This is a genomic window from Crocosphaera sp. (assembly GCF_030064895.1).
Classification (GTDB): Bacteria; Cyanobacteriota; Cyanobacteriia; order Cyanobacteriales; family Microcystaceae; genus Crocosphaera.
The window spans coordinates 20138-36440 of the sequence record NZ_JASJEB010000087.1 but is presented as its reverse complement, the minus strand read 5'-3'; the positions used below and the strand labels follow the sequence as shown (position 1 = coordinate 36440).

Genomic DNA, 16303 nt, shown 5'->3' with positions numbered 1-16303 from the left:
TTGACTTATGGTTACAACAACCTAATGGGAATTGGAGCAATCTTTCTGCCATTGAAACCTTTGAAGAAAATGGAGATTTTACACAAGAATTTAGTTTAGAAAATTATCAGTTAGGAGACTATGGAATTTATGGAAGAGCGCAAGATAGACAAGGGGTGTTTAGTGATTGGTTTGGCGACATTTTTTCTGTTGAAAATCAAACCACTACTTTGTAGTATAGGAAGAGTTTGACTGATTTCTAGTAGTAAGGTGGGTATTGCCCACCCTACGGTTTTAACTCATTGCTTCTTTAATGGCTATTTCTAATAACTCATCTAGAGAAATACCTTTTGCTTGTGCCATCATTGGGATTACACTTTTAGGAGAAAAAGAACAGTATAAACCGGCTTCTAAAAACCAGGGTTGTCCCTGGGAATCAATACGAAAATCAAATAAACTATAATGACGACAACCTAACGCTTGATGACACTGTTTAGCTATTTCTTGCACTCGTCTAGTTGCTGGATCATTTATATCAACTATCCAAGCTTTTTTCTTATCTTTTGCAGCATAGGTTAACTCTCCTGTATTATCTCTTTTCAGTTTATCCTCATAATTACGAATAGGATTATTTTCTTTGTTAACTGCATATTCTTCTAAAGGTAAACTAATCAATTCACCATCTTTAACAATGGTGCCACATCTCACCTCTCTTCCCAGTTCAATATATTCCTCAACTAACACTTCATCTGCATACTGAAAAGCTTTTTTTAACCCTGCCTCATACTCATCCATTGTTCTAACCAATGTTACCCCTAAAGAGTTATCAGAGTTTGCAGGTTTAATAATCACTGGTGGGCGCAAGTTTGGGGTGTCACTGTTGCGCAATAGTTCCCCATAAGGGGTTTTAACTCCCGTTAAAGCAACGATCGCCTTAGCTTTGGCCTTATGTGCAGTTAAAGCCATCAACTCGGCTTTATTGCCCAAATAAGGGATGTTGAGAAGGTCAAATAATGCCCGATATTCAGTCATTCCAGCTAGACAAAACATCTGAGGCAACACTAAGTCTATATGTTGTTCTGTGATCCACTGTATCGCTTGAGATAAGGATAAAGGTTTGGCTGCGTTAATATCTTCTCTGCTTAGGGATGTGGGAAAACGCCATAAGCGATCGGGAGTCACATAAGCAATAGAAAAACGATAACGGGAAGTGTTAGCGGTTGCTTCAACACATTCTTTGCCATAAAGACGAGATAAGTCGCAATAAAACTCATTTTCAGCCGAACCTACTAAATGAAGAATATGAAGAACTGACATGGTTAAATCTCCTGATTAATAATGGACAATGGATAATGGATAATTAATTAAAAATCAACTAATGTGTGGAAAATAGAGCGATACTATTGCCTGTTGCCTATTCCCTGTTCCCCTAAAAACAATCTATAAACCCCATAGACAGCTATTCCTGCAACCATACCGGGTAACACTTCATAGATGACACCGGATAGGTTAAGAACTAACTTCCAAGTCAAAGCGGTTGTCATCCCGACGATCATCATAGCGATCGCACCTACAGTATTTATAGGCTGTTGCCAGACTTTCACCAGTAATAATGGACCCAAACCAGAGGCTAAGATAGACCAAGAAAAGGTAACTAAGGCGAAGACATTATTATCTCCAGCGAGGGCAATGACTAAAACAATCCCAGTAACACTCAAAGTTCCTATTTTGGCAAAATTATAGGACTTAGACATCTGGGGAAAAATATCCTGTGTCAAAGCTGCTGAACAAGATAATATTTGAGAGTCTGCGGTGGACATGGTTGCAGAAAATAATCCGGCTAAGATCAAACCGACTAAGAAGACTGGTAACAATTCCAAGGAAAGATAGGGTAAAGCTAACTCGGGATCACCAGATGAACCCAAGTCTGGGAGTAATACCCTTGCGGTTAACCCGATACCCAACGCAGAGAAGGAGTTGATCAACCCTAAACTGGTTTTCAAGTTGCGGGCAAAACCAAGATTTTTGGCCGAGTCGATGGCCATGGCCCGAACCATAATATGGGGTTGGCCAATAACTCCAAACCCGGCAACCATCCAACCGATAAGGAAAGGTATAAAGCCTAAAGGTAGAGATTGAGGACTAAAATTGACTAAATTTGGGTCAATATTGTTTAAAGATTGCCATAAGTTAGGAAAACCACCACATTTAACCACTGCTACCACTAATAACAGTAATAGGGAACCTAACATTAATATTCCTTGTAGGGCATCTGTCCAGATTGAAGCACGAATGCCCCCAGAAAAGCAATAAATAACGACAATAATAGCACCGATAATAATGCCTAAGTTATAATTCCAACCAAACACTGTATTTAAGGCTTTGCTACCGGCTACCAGTTGGGCTGCGGCGTAGGAACCAAGAAATGCTAGGGTAATAAGGGCAGAAATTAGGGAAATAAGGCGATATCCTTTGATATTTTGGGCGAGAAATGCTGAAACTGTTTCTGATGAGGTTTCTTCAGAAAGCTGTCTCAGGGGTTGAAAAACTAACCACCAGGCGAGATAATCACCGATTGCCCAACCTATGGTTAGCCAGATAGTGGAAATGCCAATTTTATAGGCAAAACCCACTTGTCCGATGAATAATAAACCACTTTGCCCTGTTGCCATAGCTGAAAGGGCGGTTAACCAAGGGTTAACGCTACGACTGGCTAATAAATAGTCAGTGGTGGTGGCTTTTTTCTGAGTTGCTGAATAGGTTCCTACCCCTGTAAACAACAGCAGAAAAAAGATGAATGTAATGATAATTCCCAGTTGCTCGACCATTATTATTTTAGGGTTAAATTTAGTCTTTTCTAGGGGCTTAATATTATTAAAACCCTACAAATTTTTTTATCAACCTGAGTTCGATATAAGGAAATTTATAGACAACTTGTCAAAATAAAAAGTCTCAAATAGTGAGTCTTTACTTAACAAAGTTCTAAGTCCGAACTCCGAACTCCTAACTCCGAACTCCGAACTCCGATTAGTCCCCACCTATTTCCACTAATTTACCAATATTAAAGTCAATTTTTACCCAATCTTTTAATGGGCGCAAATTTTGCATTAATAATAAACTAATTTGCCAATGAGGATTCATTAAAAATGGTAAGGGATCATTAAGTTGAAAAATAGCGTCTGTTCCTGTGGTAATTTTCTTGATCCAAGCTTGAAAATCTGATATAGAACGAATCCCTGTTAACCGCCAAATCTCGTGATATAGCCAATAAGTGGGCTTACTATTAGTTAATGGAGTAATGGCTTTTTCTTCGTTTTCAGCATCTTTTAGATAGGCATCAGCAACACCTGGATGATTGTAAAACATGGTGATAGCTGAGTGAGTTCTAGGGTTACATTCGATGGGGTAAACTGTACCATCTTCTGCTTGAATAAAATCAAAAGAAATTTGTCCACTTAGGTTTAATTCTTTAACAAATTTTTCTACCCAATTGTAAATTTCTGGTTTATCAATATGTTCGTAATTTATTTGAAAAGGAGAAGATTCTGAACAACAATGTAGCCTAATTTTTCCTTTCCTAACTGTACTGTGAGTACAATATTCTTTCCCTGTAATAAATTCTTGCATTGCCCAAGGTTTATCTTTACTAATGGGCAAATTTTTAATATACTTTTCCATCCCTTCAAAGGGAAGTTTTGTCATATCTAAGCGAGAAACAGAGTCGTACTTAATACTTTTTAAAAGATACTTTCTTCCTTGATTATTTTTGAAGTCAAAATCAAGAATTTGTTGAGGATCTGTTATTAGAAAAGCTTGGGGTGCAGATAAACCGAATAGGTGTGCTTGTTCACATAATTCAAACTTATCATCTAACATCTTAGTAATGTTAGGTTGAAAGTGCATAATTTCGCAATGTTCGGCTAATAAGTTACCTGCAACGGAATCATAATAACTAGCAACAGGACTAGAGACAGGAATAAAAATATCAATGTTTTCTTGTTGAACAATATTTAATAATCCTTGACAGTATCCTTCTTGATCTTTTTCTGGTGCAGGAACGGTATAAAAACCCTTAACTGCTCTAGAAAAGCGGTGTCCAGACAACCAATACTTATCCGTTTCTACTAAAATAACCTCATGTCCAGCATTATAAAAACAACGGGCAAGTTGTAAAGATTTTGTCATTTTGCCCCCCGTTAATAATACTTTCTTAGGATTTTTGATTACCTTTCTTTTAGAAAAAGGTGCCATCAAAAAACTAATAATCAGGGATAGAAAAACAACCAAAAGATTAATTGGGAAAACAACCAAAAGTAATCCCAAGGTAGCGATAGTCTTCAATAAAGCAATCATCACTGATGAAAAAAAAAGAGTGTGAGGAGTGTGTTAGATGTGATTCATGAGTCAATTGTTAAACCCCGTTGTTAATAACGGGGTTTCATCCAACTACTTGCGTCGGATCAGAGTTAAACCATCTCTCAACGGTAATAATACCTGTTCCACACGGTCATCATCCGCCACAAAACGGTTAAAACGAGCGATCGCTTCTCCGTTGAGTGTGCGTTGTTGCGCTGGTAAATAGGGTTGTCCCTGCAACAAGGTGTTATCCACGCAGATAATGCCCCCAGGAGCTAATAAATTGCTCTCTAACAGCAGTTTGAAGTAGTCAATGTAGCCTGCCTTATCAGCATCAATAAACACTAAATCAAAGCATTCTTGAGTCTCTGCTAAGACTTGCATAGTTTCCAAGGCAGGAGCGACCTTGATGTCTATTTTGCTGCCATGAGGGGACTGATCAAAACAAGTGCGAGCAAAGTCAGCCACATATTGATCAACCTCACAAGCGAGCAAATAACCGTCCTCCGGTAACGCTTCGGCCATCGCTAAAGCAGAATAACCACTGAACATTCCCACTTCCAAGATACGTTTTGCACCCATCATGGAAATGAAGAATTTTAGGGTTTGTCCTTCAATATGACCGGACAACATTTCCTGTTCTAACTGACGTACTGTTTCCCCGTCAGAAAAACGCTTGCTCCAGTCTTCTTCTGCCGTTTTCTTGGCTAAGTTGGCTAAAGCTGCTGATTCTTCTGTGGTACAGTCGTCTAGGTACGGATCTAGACCCGATGCTAAGGCTTCTACCTCTTGTAAGGCAGTTAATAAAAAGGGTGAAACAGCCTCAGTTTCCGCTAATTTAAGGGTACTTTCTAGTTTTTCCACTAGAATACCCAAGGGGGTGACCGGTCTTGCTGCTGGAGGAGTAGTTAATAATTGACTCATAATTAATTTTTCTTACGCTAAACCGAGATCGCTGAGATACATTTCCTCGCCTTTTCCGCCCGATGGCAAAGAAGTACAGTATGCTTTATGGTGTTCCACAGCTTTTTGTAACAACCCAGAAGAAACGTCTTGGGCGTAGTCGCATTGGCCAATGGTAGTTGGTAAGGGGGCCCAAAGTCCACCTTCTCCGCGCTTACGACGCATATTTTTCTGTCCTTCTAACATGATGTCCATGTCTTCGAGGATGGGATGATAAACAGATAAACCCATAGAGGTGCAAAGGCCAATAATGCGATCGCGATCTGCTATTGATAACCAACCCATTTCTGCTGCTAAACTGGCACCGAAAGCCATACCAATGGATACTGCATGACCGTGCATTAATTTAACTGCGGGTTCAAAGCGAGGACTCCAGGTGTGTCCGTAAGCATGGGGACGATCCTGATAGGTCTCAAACATATTTGTCCCTTCGTGCTTCATATAGGAGAATAAAGCGCGATAAATTACTTCATCGGCAATTTCAGAAAGTTCTGCATCGTCTACTAAAGTAGCAAAATGGGTCTCTACTAAACGGGCCCCGTATTTTTCCATTAATTCAAACAAAACGGGATCATCGGTAACCGCCATTTTGATAATTTCAGACATCCCGTGACGGACATGACCGGTTTCTAGGGTACGGAAGAAGGTACGATCCACCAAAGTTAAAACTGGGGGATGATACACACCCATACTATTCTTGAACTGACTGCCGTTGGTACAAGTACGAGGAGAAGGTCCTGCATCGATGGCAGCAATAACCGTTGTTCCGATCATGACATAAGGGGTACGTCTGTGTTGCAGCGCACAAGCTAAACCGGCTACATCACTTAAAACACCACCACCCATGACTAATACGGGTTCGTTACGGGAAACATCGGAACCATCTTTGCCTAAATAAGAAAGGATTTTATTGACGGTTTCGGGGGTTTTATCGGACTCCCAAGCACGACAAGGGTATAATTCTAAAGAAATTTCGTGATACTCAAAATATTTACGGATTGCTTCGCCGTATAGTTCATCAATGGTGAGATCAACAATGGCAACACAACGGCCGAGACTACTATAAATTTCGGCTAAAGTTGGATTTTCTGGGTTTAATACGTCGTTAACCAACTTAACAGTGGCTTTTAGGTTATAACTGGCTGATACTTCAAAGGAACGATTATCTCCACTAGCAACAATTTCACCGTGTCCGGTGTACCACTCGGACGTGCGGTATTTTACAGGGTGATTAAACTGAATAATCTGATTGGATTCAGAAGCAGTTTTATCATTTAACGGTTTTGCTTGAACCATAGTTATCCTTGCGTATGCGCGTATAGTTTATATGAAATTGATAGAAAGTTGTGTTTCTTATGATCAGAAACAACAAACCTGTAGTTAAGGTCGTCACATACACACAGTAACAAAATGTTAAAAGAAAGTAAAGTTTTTTGACGAAATTTGAAAAATGTATTTCTCCGCTCAACAATCTAGATTATTTTAGGGATAAATACTTAATAACTGGAAGCATTGTAAATAAAAAAACGTAAAAATCAGGATTTTTACTTAAAAAAACTTTATTATTCGTCATTTTATCTCTTGCTTTGAAAGGAAAAATATTGTATGCAGCAAGAAACAGTCCAGGTATATAGCGTTTCTCGGACTCATGAGGTACACCTGTCTCCTGCCTTAAAGCGATTACCTGTGTACCTTACAAGTATGGGAACTGCTATATATTTCCTTCCTTTACTATAATTACTATCTAATTAAGTTAGAAAGTGATAAGAAAGATCGATAATGGTGGGCAAGAATAGAGTATATATTGATTAAGCAAGCTATCAATTATTACCATTTTAATTCTTGTCATCTTGGGGAATATAATCAATGGTTAAAACTTCTATTTTAGAAAAGGGACAAATTTCAGGAAACGTCTTGATAGATAAACCTGTTTCTGCTTCAGCATATTTTCTGGCGTTTTTATAACATTTATCAAAAATTTGCTCGTAATATGGTTTATAACTGGGACTGTCTTGTAATTCGTCTAATATCCTATTTCGATGTTCAATAATAGAACGTTTCCAACTACCTGACCGTTTATTTTGTTGATATTTCCATTTTAAAAGGTGCAGTAATAATATTTCTAGATTACTACGAAATCCTTTCTTTTCACTTCTTCCTATTGCTTCTATTTCTTCGATTAAATTTTCAATATCCAATTGCTCAAAATTGTTTTCTTTTAACAATCTAGCAGTTTCTTCTAACCAAAGGTTAAAGTCTGTCTCATAAAGATTTTTTACTGTTTCCATAATTATTTTTCCTGGGATTGTTACAATCAATAAAATTTAGGTGGGCAATATTTAGAAGGTTTTGTTAATACGGCAATCAAGTTTAGATTGTGGGAAAATTACGAAGAGGGTTTAACACTGTTAAACCCCTACAAGAACTTATTTGTAATGACATAATATTATTATGTCCTAATATAGCCTTTCTCGGACTCATGAGGTACACCTAATATCTAACTCCGAACTCCGAACTCCGAACTCCTAAAACTAGAAAACTCTGTACCTCACAAGTATGAGAAGTGCTATAGTATTGCCCACCAGAAACTGAACTAAATCTCTTGAGGATTAACAGGGAAATAGAACTCAATTCCTTTATCAATTAAGTGTTGATTATTAGCTAAAATTTCTTTTTTGAAGTTCCAAGCTAACACATAATAAATATCAGGAAGTTCTGTTAGTTCTTTTTCAATGACAATGGGAATGTGCATTCCAGGAGAATATAGTCCCCGTCTTAGTTCATTTTTTTCCACTAAATAATCTAGGTGATTTGTTCCTACACCAAAGTAATTTAACATGGTATTACCCTTAACTGGTGCGCCAAAACCCCAGACGCTTTTCCCCTCTTGTTTAGCTTTATCTAAATAGGCTAAATTATCAATTTTCATCTGTTCAATGCGCTTAGCAAAGTCTAAATAAGTAGAGAATTCATTGCTTTTTTCTTCTACTTCTGCTTGACGCATTTTTTGTAAGCGATCGCTTGGTGCTTTCTGTCCTTGATGAGTAACAAAGCCAATAATTGATCCTCCATGAATAGGAGATAAATAAGCATCAAACATGGATAAACCATGACGATTTAATAACACTTCAATAGTGTTAAGATTATAATATAAAAGATGTTCATGATAGATTTGATCGAAGGCCAAATTATCAACAATTCGCTTCATATAAAGGAATTGCACCACAAAAACACCGTCATCTGTTAATGCTTCTCTTATTCCTTCAGTGACGGAATGGAGTTCTTCTAAATGAAAAAATACACCGGCTGCGTTAATAGCATGAAATTTCCTATCAAGACGTTTTACTACATCTAAATTAAAGAAATCATTAACAGTAGGAACCCCTGCGTCTTGGGCTATTTTTGAGGTAGTTTTTGATGACTCTACCCCCAAAACGTCATAACCTAATGCTTGAAAATGTTTCAGTTGTGTTCCATCATTAGAACCGATATCTAAAACCGACTTATTAGGAGTATCTTTAAAGAAGCGATCATCGATTTCATGAGCAACATTTTTAAAGTGTTCGCTTAAAGATTTTGTCACCCCAGAAAGATAGGTATGATCTCCAAACATGATCTCTTTTTTCACCGTATAATCTAACTGTACGGTTCCACAATCATGACAGTATAAAACTCGCAAGGGATAAAAAGGTTCTTTACCAACTTCTTCTGGTTTCAAGAAATTATTACACCAGGGTTGATGTCCTAAATCAATCGCTAATTCTAAATTAGTTGAATCGCAAACACGACAGATAGTATCCAAGGTTAATTTTCGCTCCTAGTTAATTAAATATGTCTTCAATTATTAAACCACTTCTTTGTATTTTTCCCCATTGTATCTTGTCATGATTTTTCAGGAGGAATACCATAAAGCGTATGTTCTTCCATTGTTAAAGTATAGCCAAGAGATTGCAAGAAGGGTTTAACGTTAAGTAAGGCAGATTTTCCTGTTTTAACATCAGCATGAATATCAATACACAGATAAGGTAAATATTTATTCAAGGTTTGTTTAGCTCCTTGTAAGGCATAAAATTCAAAGCCTTCAATATCCATTTTTATCGCTGATGGTTCCAAAGAATTTTCCTCGACATATTCATCTAAAGTAATCACAGATACTTCATAAGTCATAAAATTTTTATGTTCTTTAATATTATCATCTGAGGCTAAAGTAGAAGTATCTGAAGCCCAAGATGAGTCATTATCTTTACTATATTCAATAAATTCGGCTACTCCAGATTTATCTGAAATAGCTTGAGGTACTAAAGTAATGTTAGAAAAGTGATTTAAGTTTAAGATTTTTTGTAAAACATCTTGGGTATTTTTAGCCGGTTCAAAGGCATAAATATGACCTTTTTTACCCACTGCTTTAGCTAAAGGAAAACTAATCACCCCAAAAGCAGCACCAATATCTAGAATAGTATCTCCATAGTTAATACGAGAACTTAACCATTGTGCGCAATGATTTTCAACCGAGAAATTAAGTTTTTCTTCAGCAGTTGGAAAAACACAATGCTGATAAACTTGTAACGGTTCAATAGGTGCTAAAAGTTCCACACCATTTATACAACATTCCACAATACTTCCTGGTTTAATTTTATTGAGAAGTTCTTTAATTAACTCCCGCCTCTGATCTTTTAAAACTTGATCAAGTGCCGCTAAAATATCAATAATTCCTAAGATTCTACGTAGTTTATTAATTAGATAATCCTTAATTGCCATAGTTTCTAATGGTTGCCTATTTGGACAGGTTCAGCCAAGGTCTCAAATATATGACTCTTATTTCTATGTTCTAGGTTCCTTATATCTTCTATTGATTTGAGTAACTCACAGGAACACCCACTCCTACCCTGTATCAGCAGTCTGCTTGTGTTAGTTTTTTTGACAAATGGATCAACTTATGATATAAGTAATCTCTAACATTCTAGATGCAGTAATTTTTGGTGATGAGGATTTTATGGCGTTGAAGTATTTTACTATTAAACAATTTCCTCGACAATTATTATTTATATTGTTAATAATCATTTATTATATAATTGGTTTTTACCTAATAACTGAAACTTCTATTACTTCAGATGAATCTGCATATATTGGTGCTGCTTATGCTTATACCCAAGGGTTAGGATTGAATCAAGAACATCCTCTTTTTTTTAAGTTAATTAATTCTCTCATTCTTAATATATTTTATTCTGACTATAATCTAGAAGTTCCTAGCATTAATATTATCAGTGGTGAAGAAAGTATCGAGGCTCGTTTAGCTGCTTTTAATTTAGGATATAATCTCTTGATGGATAAGTATAGTAATTTTCATCAACTCTTATTTACTCTACGGCTACCTCATTTATTTTTTAATAGTTTTATTTTTGTCTGGTTATATTTATATACTTTTATTTTTAAGAAAATACCTGAGAGAATTTCTGTTATATTTGCTATTTTATATGTTTTTGCACCAATTTTTTATAGTCATAACTTTCTGATAGCTTTCGATGTCAGTGTCGGTGTATATGGGTTATTATCTATCCTTACTCTGATGATTATTTATCAGACATTAATAAAAGAAAATGAGCAATTTTTAGAAATACATTTTTTTATTTTTACCCTCTGTTTATTTATTGCTATTAGTGCAAAATTTAGTAATTTAATTCTAATACCTATTACTATATTTACTTATATTTGGGTAGGCATTGTCCTATTTAAACAAAATAAAAATAGAAGATTAATCTATCTTTTATTCCTGGCATTTATGAGTTCAATTATACAATTTATTTTGATATTATTGATGTATAGATGGGCATTTAGAAATTTAACAAAGCAATCTATCATTGAGAATTTATGGGTTTATGTTGACGGAATTAAAATGAATTTAAGTACAGCAGGAGGCATTAGAGAGCCTTTTTGGAACGGAGAATTTGTCCCTATAACCTCCTTAGAATACTTGGCTAAAATTTTTTGGTTTAAAGAAAATCCAGCACTGTTTATTATCGCATTATTTTTGATATTAGTTTTAATTTACCAACTAATTTTTCAGAAGATAAACCTTAAAGATTATGTTAATAAAAAAAACCTACCTTTAATAATTTTAGCTAGTGCTTATCCTCTGATTTATTTTTGGTTGACAAAAGATAGTCGCTTTATTATTGGTTATCGATATTTTTATCCTATTCTCTTATTTGTTTACCTATTAATTGCAAGTTTAACAGTCCTATTGAAACATAAATGGCAAAAATACGTCTTATTAGGGGGGTTAACAATTTACGTCTACTTAGGGATCATAGGAATTCCTCAATCTTTGAGTTATGTCAACCCAATTTGGAACCAAGAAAAATGGAAATTAGCCGATGATTCAACGATTAACTGGGGACAAGAAACCCAACCGGGAGTAGAATATTTGCTAACCCATAACTTATTACCAAAGGATAACGACAATGTCATTACCTATCAACTTTTTGGTGTTAACATTAGTTTTGTCCAATATCTTGATTTACTAAGTAAGATAGAAGAATATCCTATCAATATCGAATCCTATTATGCTCAATCTAGATTTAATCCAGAAACAGAAACTATCACTCAACTTCCTCATCAGTATCTTCTCATTGATAGTACCGTAAAACAACAAATTTATGTACAAAAAGAAACTAATCCTATTGCTGCTGAAAATTGGAAATTTCTAATCAATAATCAACCCATTTATTCCCGTAACGACATTATTTTTATTTATAAAATAAGTTAAATTTTTTAAAATATATGACTCCAAAAGACATTATAAAATCTATCCATCAATGGCTATATAAGCATCGAATTGCACTAGGAATCCTAGTCTTATATGGCGTTGTTTCCTTGTCATTAATGGCACCAATGGCCTCATCAAACATCATTTTTTCTATTAATGATACCCCATCCCATGTTGGTTATATTGCCCAAGCAAGAACTGCTATTTTAGAAGGACAATTTCCTTTAAGAGTTGCTCCTCTTGAAGACAATGGTTGGCGTTACCCAGGCTTTCAATTTTATAGTCAACTTCCATATTTTATCGGAGGTCTTTTTTATACATTAGTCACACCCGATAATCCCTACGAAGCCTATAAATTAGTAATCATACTAGCTTTAATTCTCGGTGCATTTTATATTTATCGCTTAGGTTTTCAACTAACACAATCCCGTATTGCTGCAATTTTGGGCGGAATTGCTTATATGTCTGCCCCTTATTTTTTGAATAATATTCATGCAAGAGGAGCCTTTACAGAAGCCATTGCTCAAGGAATTTTCCCAATGGCCTTATATTATGTTATTCAATCTTACCTAACCGGAAAAAAACGTTATCTAATACTCAGTGCCATTAGTTGGTTTTGTTTAGCGGTAACTCATATTATTACCTTTGTTTACGGCAGCTTATTCATAGGTATTTTAGCCTTAATTGTTGTTATTCAAACCAGAAAAAAAGATTTCACTTTTTCCCGTTTATTACCTCCTCTTCAAGGCTATGGTTTAGGGTGGTTACTGGGCTTTTATTTCTTAGCGCCAGTTGTCTTTATTTCTCCTTACCTTTCCATTCGTAAACAAATCAACGTTATCAACCCTTTTAGTACTAACTTTTATACACCCCTTGCCAACTTACTATCTCCCACTTCCCTACCCGCTGAACCCTCACCAAGCGGTTTAGCCACCACTTATGGCTTACATCCGGCGGTAGGATGGATTTTACTGGCAGGTTGGGGCGTATCTATGTACTATTATTATTTTTCTCCCTCCTTACCCCCCAAATTACAGAAAACTCGTCCCTATATGTTAGGTTTACTATGGGTATTTGGAGTTGCCTTATTTTTAACCTGGAGTCCGATCAACATTTGGAATATTTTACCCCGTAAACTGTGGGTAACTCAGTTTACCTTCCGTTTCCTCACCCATGTAATGTGGGCTGGAGCCTTATTAACCGCCTACGCAACGGTGTTAATCTTTCGCCGAAGACTCGATCGCCGTCATTTAATTATTGGTATCCTAGCTATTGTCTTAGCCAGTAGTCCTTGGCTTCCGGCACCCAAAGGAAACTTAACAGTTGATAAATTAAAACAAGAACCATTATTCCGCTATTCTGGGGCCTTAGACTATCTTTATCGTACCCCTATCAGAACCCTCTACGGTAAAGCACCATTACCCCTTTTACATCCTGACTGGATTCCTGGGTACAGCACTTGGAATACCTTTGTCAATCATCCCTTAATCCTAGAAGCGGAATTATATTATCCGGCATGGGAAAAAGAAGAAAAACCAGTCCTTTTCATCGAGGGAGAGGTTCCCTTAGACAATATTGCCGATACCGCTACCTTAGAAGTGCAAATTGATGGTAAGGTTGTGGGTTCATTTCCCCTGGTTTCCCGTGAATTGAAAGGTGAGGTTCCCTTCCCACCCCTTCCAGACTCTAAGAATGATTTTGGCCTAAAATTTGTGGTCAAAGGAGCAACCCGTGACGGACAACCCTTAAATATTCGCGTCAAACAACTGTTCTTTGACGGGATGTTACCCAAAAATACCCTCATTCCCGTCACCGAAACCGAGGAGAAATGTCAGCAACAAGGAGTAAGTACGGTTTGTGAAATTACTGTTTCAGAAGACGCTAAAATTGTCCAGTTACCAGTGTTGTATTATCCCGATATGTTAAAAGTTTGGGTGGATGGACAACCTTCTGAGAGGCCTTTTGCCGTTCATCATCACGACTATAATTTAACCGGGTTATACCTCGAACCGGGAACTTATACTATTCGGACAACCTTTCATGGTTTAGCCTGGGCTAACTGGATTAGTAGCTTAGCTTGGTTAGGGTTAATTGCTCTGATTATTTTCCCTAAGTTTCCCCGTTTTAAGGATAAAGGAGGCAGCAACCAGGAGGCAGTAGACAGGAAGCAGGAGGCAGTAGTGAGAAGGTAATATACCTAGAAAACTTTCCACTCAATACTAGTGCAGCGTGGTGGAAATAACCCACCAGTCGCAAAAGCCTCAAACCCTTACCAATCGATACTTTTGCCTTTTGCCTTTTGCCTTTTGACTTTCGCGTAGCGGCACTAGGTAGGTTTTGGAAATTATCTGTTGAGATAGAGATAGGGAAGAAGCTGAAGGATAAGAAGAGAAAACATTATGTATTGCCTCATTCTCCCCACACTTCCCACACTCCCCCCTCTCCCCGTCACCCAGTCTCCCCCCTCTCCCCCACAAAAAAGTCATGCCTAAAACCTTTCCCGTTCTCGGTTTACCGGTTCATTTATCCCATAACTATACCAATTGGTTACTAGAACCTCGCCCAAAAGATCAAGGGGTTCATGTCGTCACTATTAACGCCGAAATGGCCATGTTAGCCAAAAAAGATCCTCTGGTGGCCCAAATTATTCAAGAAGCAGATTTAGTTATCCCTGATGGGGCCGGTGTGGTTATCTATTTAAAGATGAGGGGACAACAACAGCAACGTTGTCCGGGTATAGAACTGGCCCAGTCTTTAATTGAAGCGTTGGCCAACAATGGTCAAAGTAATCTAATTGCTTTTTATGGTGGTAAACCTGGGGTCACAGAAGCGGCCGCTACTCAGTGGCGCGTTAAACTACCTAAAGTTAATATTATTACTGCTCATGGTTATTTGTCATCGGAAGAACAAGAAACCTGGAAAAATACCCTCAAAGCGCAACAACCTCGGTTAATTTTGGTGGGTTTAGGGGTTCCTCGTCAAGAAGTATGGATTCGTGAAAACAGAAATCTGTGTCCCCAGGCCATTTGGGTGGGGGTTGGAGGTAGTTTCGATATTTGGTCGGGAACAAAAAGCCGCGCCCCGGGTTGGTTACGGAACAATAACTTAGAATGGCTATACCGACTCTATCAAGAACCTTGGCGTTGGCGTAGAATGTTGGTTTTACCGCAATTTTTTATCACATCTCTGTTTTATCGTCGCTAACGGTTTAAACTTAGGCGTTGTGTTCCTAATAAGGGTTGTTGGCCGATGCTGGGGTCCAGTTTAACCGATTGTAATAACTGTCCGAGTTGTTTAGATATGCGAGAATTTTGGGGCTGCGATCGCTTCATTGTCGCTAAAGTCTCTAACTCTTCGTGCCAGAGATCGTGAGTTTGATAGAGTTTAATTTTTTCTTCAAGGGTAGCTGTTGCCAGTTGTTTTTCCAGATTAGTTTCCAGGGGAACTGGTTGTAGTAATCCTTCCACAACAATATCATAAGCTCGATCGCCAGGATTACAAATAACCGATAAATACCAATGGTAGCTACTATTGCTATTAGTGGAGGAAATAGGAGAAACTGCGGGCAATTCTAAGCCCATAATTCCTGCTTTTCCTTTACCTGAGAAAGTTTGTTTTTGGACTAATTTATCTTGATGATCCCGTAGAACAAATTCAATTTCAATGTTGGCTGTAATCGCTGGCACAGAAAAGTATAAAGTGGGGGAGGTAGCTGTGGTTTTTCCCGGTATATTATTTTGGGGAATCAAGGCAGTTAACTCTTGAGGCTTAAAGTTACACTGATTATTATTGCGATGGGCTGCTGGTTTCCGTCTTTCGGGGACTTGAAGGATTTCTTGATTATAATTATCTTCGTCTTGACTATTTTCCACAGTTATGATGCCCCGACGCGCCCCACCCCTACGGCGATCGGGGACACTATCAGCGATGGACTCTTCGGGTTCATTGTTATTACTCCCACTGGTTTCGGTTCGAGCCACCCCCATACTGGAAAAAGACAGTAGAATCAGGGAGGATAAAGTTATTATTCCTGTTGTTAGTTTAATTGGTTTCTGGTTAAACATGGTTTCAATGTTGTTGTCAATTACTATAATGATGTAAATTTTCTGAAGTAATTGGGGTTAAATATTGAGTATCTAAAACTAGAAGCAATAATCCAGATAATAGACTCAACATACTCGTACTCCTAAGCTATTCTACTCTCGAATCTTGTTCTGTGTCCACTTTTTTATCCTATTT

At 37.3% G+C, this 16303-nt stretch carries 13 protein-coding genes; 4 read left to right on the top strand and 9 right to left on the bottom strand.

Annotated features, from left to right (window positions below; genetic code table 11):
• On the top strand, positions 1-215 hold a 215-nt coding region (locus QNJ66_RS17905), incomplete at its 5' end, for a hypothetical protein (protein ID WP_300509342.1).
• A gap of 58 nt (positions 216-273) precedes the next feature.
• Here QNJ66_RS17905 and QNJ66_RS17900 read toward each other — a convergent pair.
• The 8 genes from QNJ66_RS17900 to QNJ66_RS17865 form a co-directional block, all read right to left on the bottom strand.
• Positions 274-1296, bottom strand: a complete 1023-nt coding sequence (locus tag QNJ66_RS17900) for a D-alanine--D-alanine ligase (protein WP_300509340.1) — start codon at positions 1294-1296, stop codon at positions 274-276.
• Between the two features lie 83 nt (positions 1297-1379).
• Complete coding sequence (locus QNJ66_RS17895; RefSeq protein WP_300509338.1) at positions 1380-2807, bottom strand: sodium/proline symporter; 1428 nt, start codon at positions 2805-2807, stop codon at positions 1380-1382.
• Between the two features lie 199 nt (positions 2808-3006).
• Positions 3007-4332 carry an ATP-grasp enzyme gene (locus QNJ66_RS17890; RefSeq protein ID WP_300509335.1) on the bottom strand — a complete coding sequence of 442 codons (1326 nt, stop codon included), beginning with the start codon at positions 4330-4332 and terminating at the stop codon, positions 3007-3009.
• A 93-nt stretch (positions 4333-4425) separates the two neighbouring features.
• Complete coding sequence (locus tag QNJ66_RS17885; RefSeq protein ID WP_300509333.1) at positions 4426-5259, bottom strand: class I SAM-dependent methyltransferase; 834 nt, start codon at positions 5257-5259, stop codon at positions 4426-4428.
• 12 nt (positions 5260-5271) lie between these two features.
• On the bottom strand, positions 5272-6594 hold the full coding sequence (locus tag QNJ66_RS17880) for a sedoheptulose 7-phosphate cyclase (RefSeq protein WP_300509331.1): 1323 nt from the start codon (positions 6592-6594) through the stop codon (positions 5272-5274).
• Positions 6595-7133: 539 nt separating this feature from the next.
• On the bottom strand, positions 7134-7586 hold the full coding sequence (locus tag QNJ66_RS17875; RefSeq protein WP_300509330.1) for a DUF29 domain-containing protein: 453 nt from the start codon (positions 7584-7586) through the stop codon (positions 7134-7136).
• Between the two features lie 305 nt (positions 7587-7891).
• Complete coding sequence (locus tag QNJ66_RS17870; RefSeq protein ID WP_300509328.1) at positions 7892-9100, bottom strand: class I SAM-dependent methyltransferase; 1209 nt, start codon at positions 9098-9100, stop codon at positions 7892-7894.
• 80 nt (positions 9101-9180) lie between these two features.
• Positions 9181-10056 carry an FkbM family methyltransferase gene (locus QNJ66_RS17865; protein WP_300509326.1) on the bottom strand — a complete coding sequence of 292 codons (876 nt, stop codon included), beginning with the start codon at positions 10054-10056 and terminating at the stop codon, positions 9181-9183.
• 235 nt (positions 10057-10291) lie between these two features.
• On the opposite strand from QNJ66_RS17865, the gene QNJ66_RS17860 reads away from it, so the two are divergent.
• From QNJ66_RS17860 to QNJ66_RS17850, 3 genes are all read left to right on the top strand, one after another.
• Positions 10292-12064 (top strand): hypothetical protein, encoded by a 1773-nt coding sequence (locus QNJ66_RS17860; protein WP_300509324.1) that lies wholly within the window; start codon positions 10292-10294, stop codon positions 12062-12064.
• A gap of 14 nt (positions 12065-12078) precedes the next feature.
• Entirely contained in the window at positions 12079-14256 is a 2178-nt protein-coding gene (locus QNJ66_RS17855; RefSeq protein WP_300509322.1) for a 6-pyruvoyl-tetrahydropterin synthase-related protein, read from the top strand.
• Between the two features lie 292 nt (positions 14257-14548).
• Entirely contained in the window at positions 14549-15268 is a 720-nt protein-coding gene (locus QNJ66_RS17850; protein ID WP_300509320.1) for a WecB/TagA/CpsF family glycosyltransferase, read from the top strand.
• Here QNJ66_RS17850 and QNJ66_RS17845 read toward each other — a convergent pair.
• Positions 15265-16128 carry a DUF928 domain-containing protein gene (locus QNJ66_RS17845; RefSeq protein WP_300509318.1) on the bottom strand — a complete coding sequence of 288 codons (864 nt, stop codon included), beginning with the start codon at positions 16126-16128 and terminating at the stop codon, positions 15265-15267. The genes QNJ66_RS17850 and QNJ66_RS17845 overlap by 4 nt on opposite strands.
• Between the last annotated feature and the right edge of the window lie 175 nt (positions 16129-16303).

Bases quoted from the DNA above. Each gene is read 5' to 3' on its own strand.
- QNJ66_RS17900 (WP_300509340.1), bottom strand. From the start codon at position 1,296: ATGTCAGTTCTTCATATTCTTCATTTAGTAGGTTCGGCTGAAAATGAG.
- QNJ66_RS17885 (WP_300509333.1), bottom strand. From the start codon at position 5,259: ATGAGTCAATTATTAACTACTCCTCCAGCAGCAAGACCGGTCACCCCC.
- QNJ66_RS17845 (WP_300509318.1), bottom strand. From the start codon at position 16,128: ATGTTTAACCAGAAACCAATTAAACTAACAACAGGAATAATAACTTTA.
- QNJ66_RS17895 (WP_300509338.1), bottom strand. From the start codon at position 2,807: ATGGTCGAGCAACTGGGAATTATCATTACATTCATCTTTTTTCTGCTG.
- QNJ66_RS17855 (WP_300509322.1), top strand. From the start codon at position 12,079: ATGACTCCAAAAGACATTATAAAATCTATCCATCAATGGCTATATAAG.
- QNJ66_RS17875 (WP_300509330.1), bottom strand. From the start codon at position 7,586: ATGGAAACAGTAAAAAATCTTTATGAGACAGACTTTAACCTTTGGTTA.
- QNJ66_RS17890 (WP_300509335.1), bottom strand. From the start codon at position 4,332: ATGATTGCTTTATTGAAGACTATCGCTACCTTGGGATTACTTTTGGTT.
- QNJ66_RS17850 (WP_300509320.1), top strand. From the start codon at position 14,549: ATGCCTAAAACCTTTCCCGTTCTCGGTTTACCGGTTCATTTATCCCAT.
- QNJ66_RS17880 (WP_300509331.1), bottom strand. From the start codon at position 6,594: ATGGTTCAAGCAAAACCGTTAAATGATAAAACTGCTTCTGAATCCAAT.
- QNJ66_RS17865 (WP_300509326.1), bottom strand. From the start codon at position 10,056: ATGGCAATTAAGGATTATCTAATTAATAAACTACGTAGAATCTTAGGA.
- QNJ66_RS17860 (WP_300509324.1), top strand. From the start codon at position 10,292: ATGGCGTTGAAGTATTTTACTATTAAACAATTTCCTCGACAATTATTA.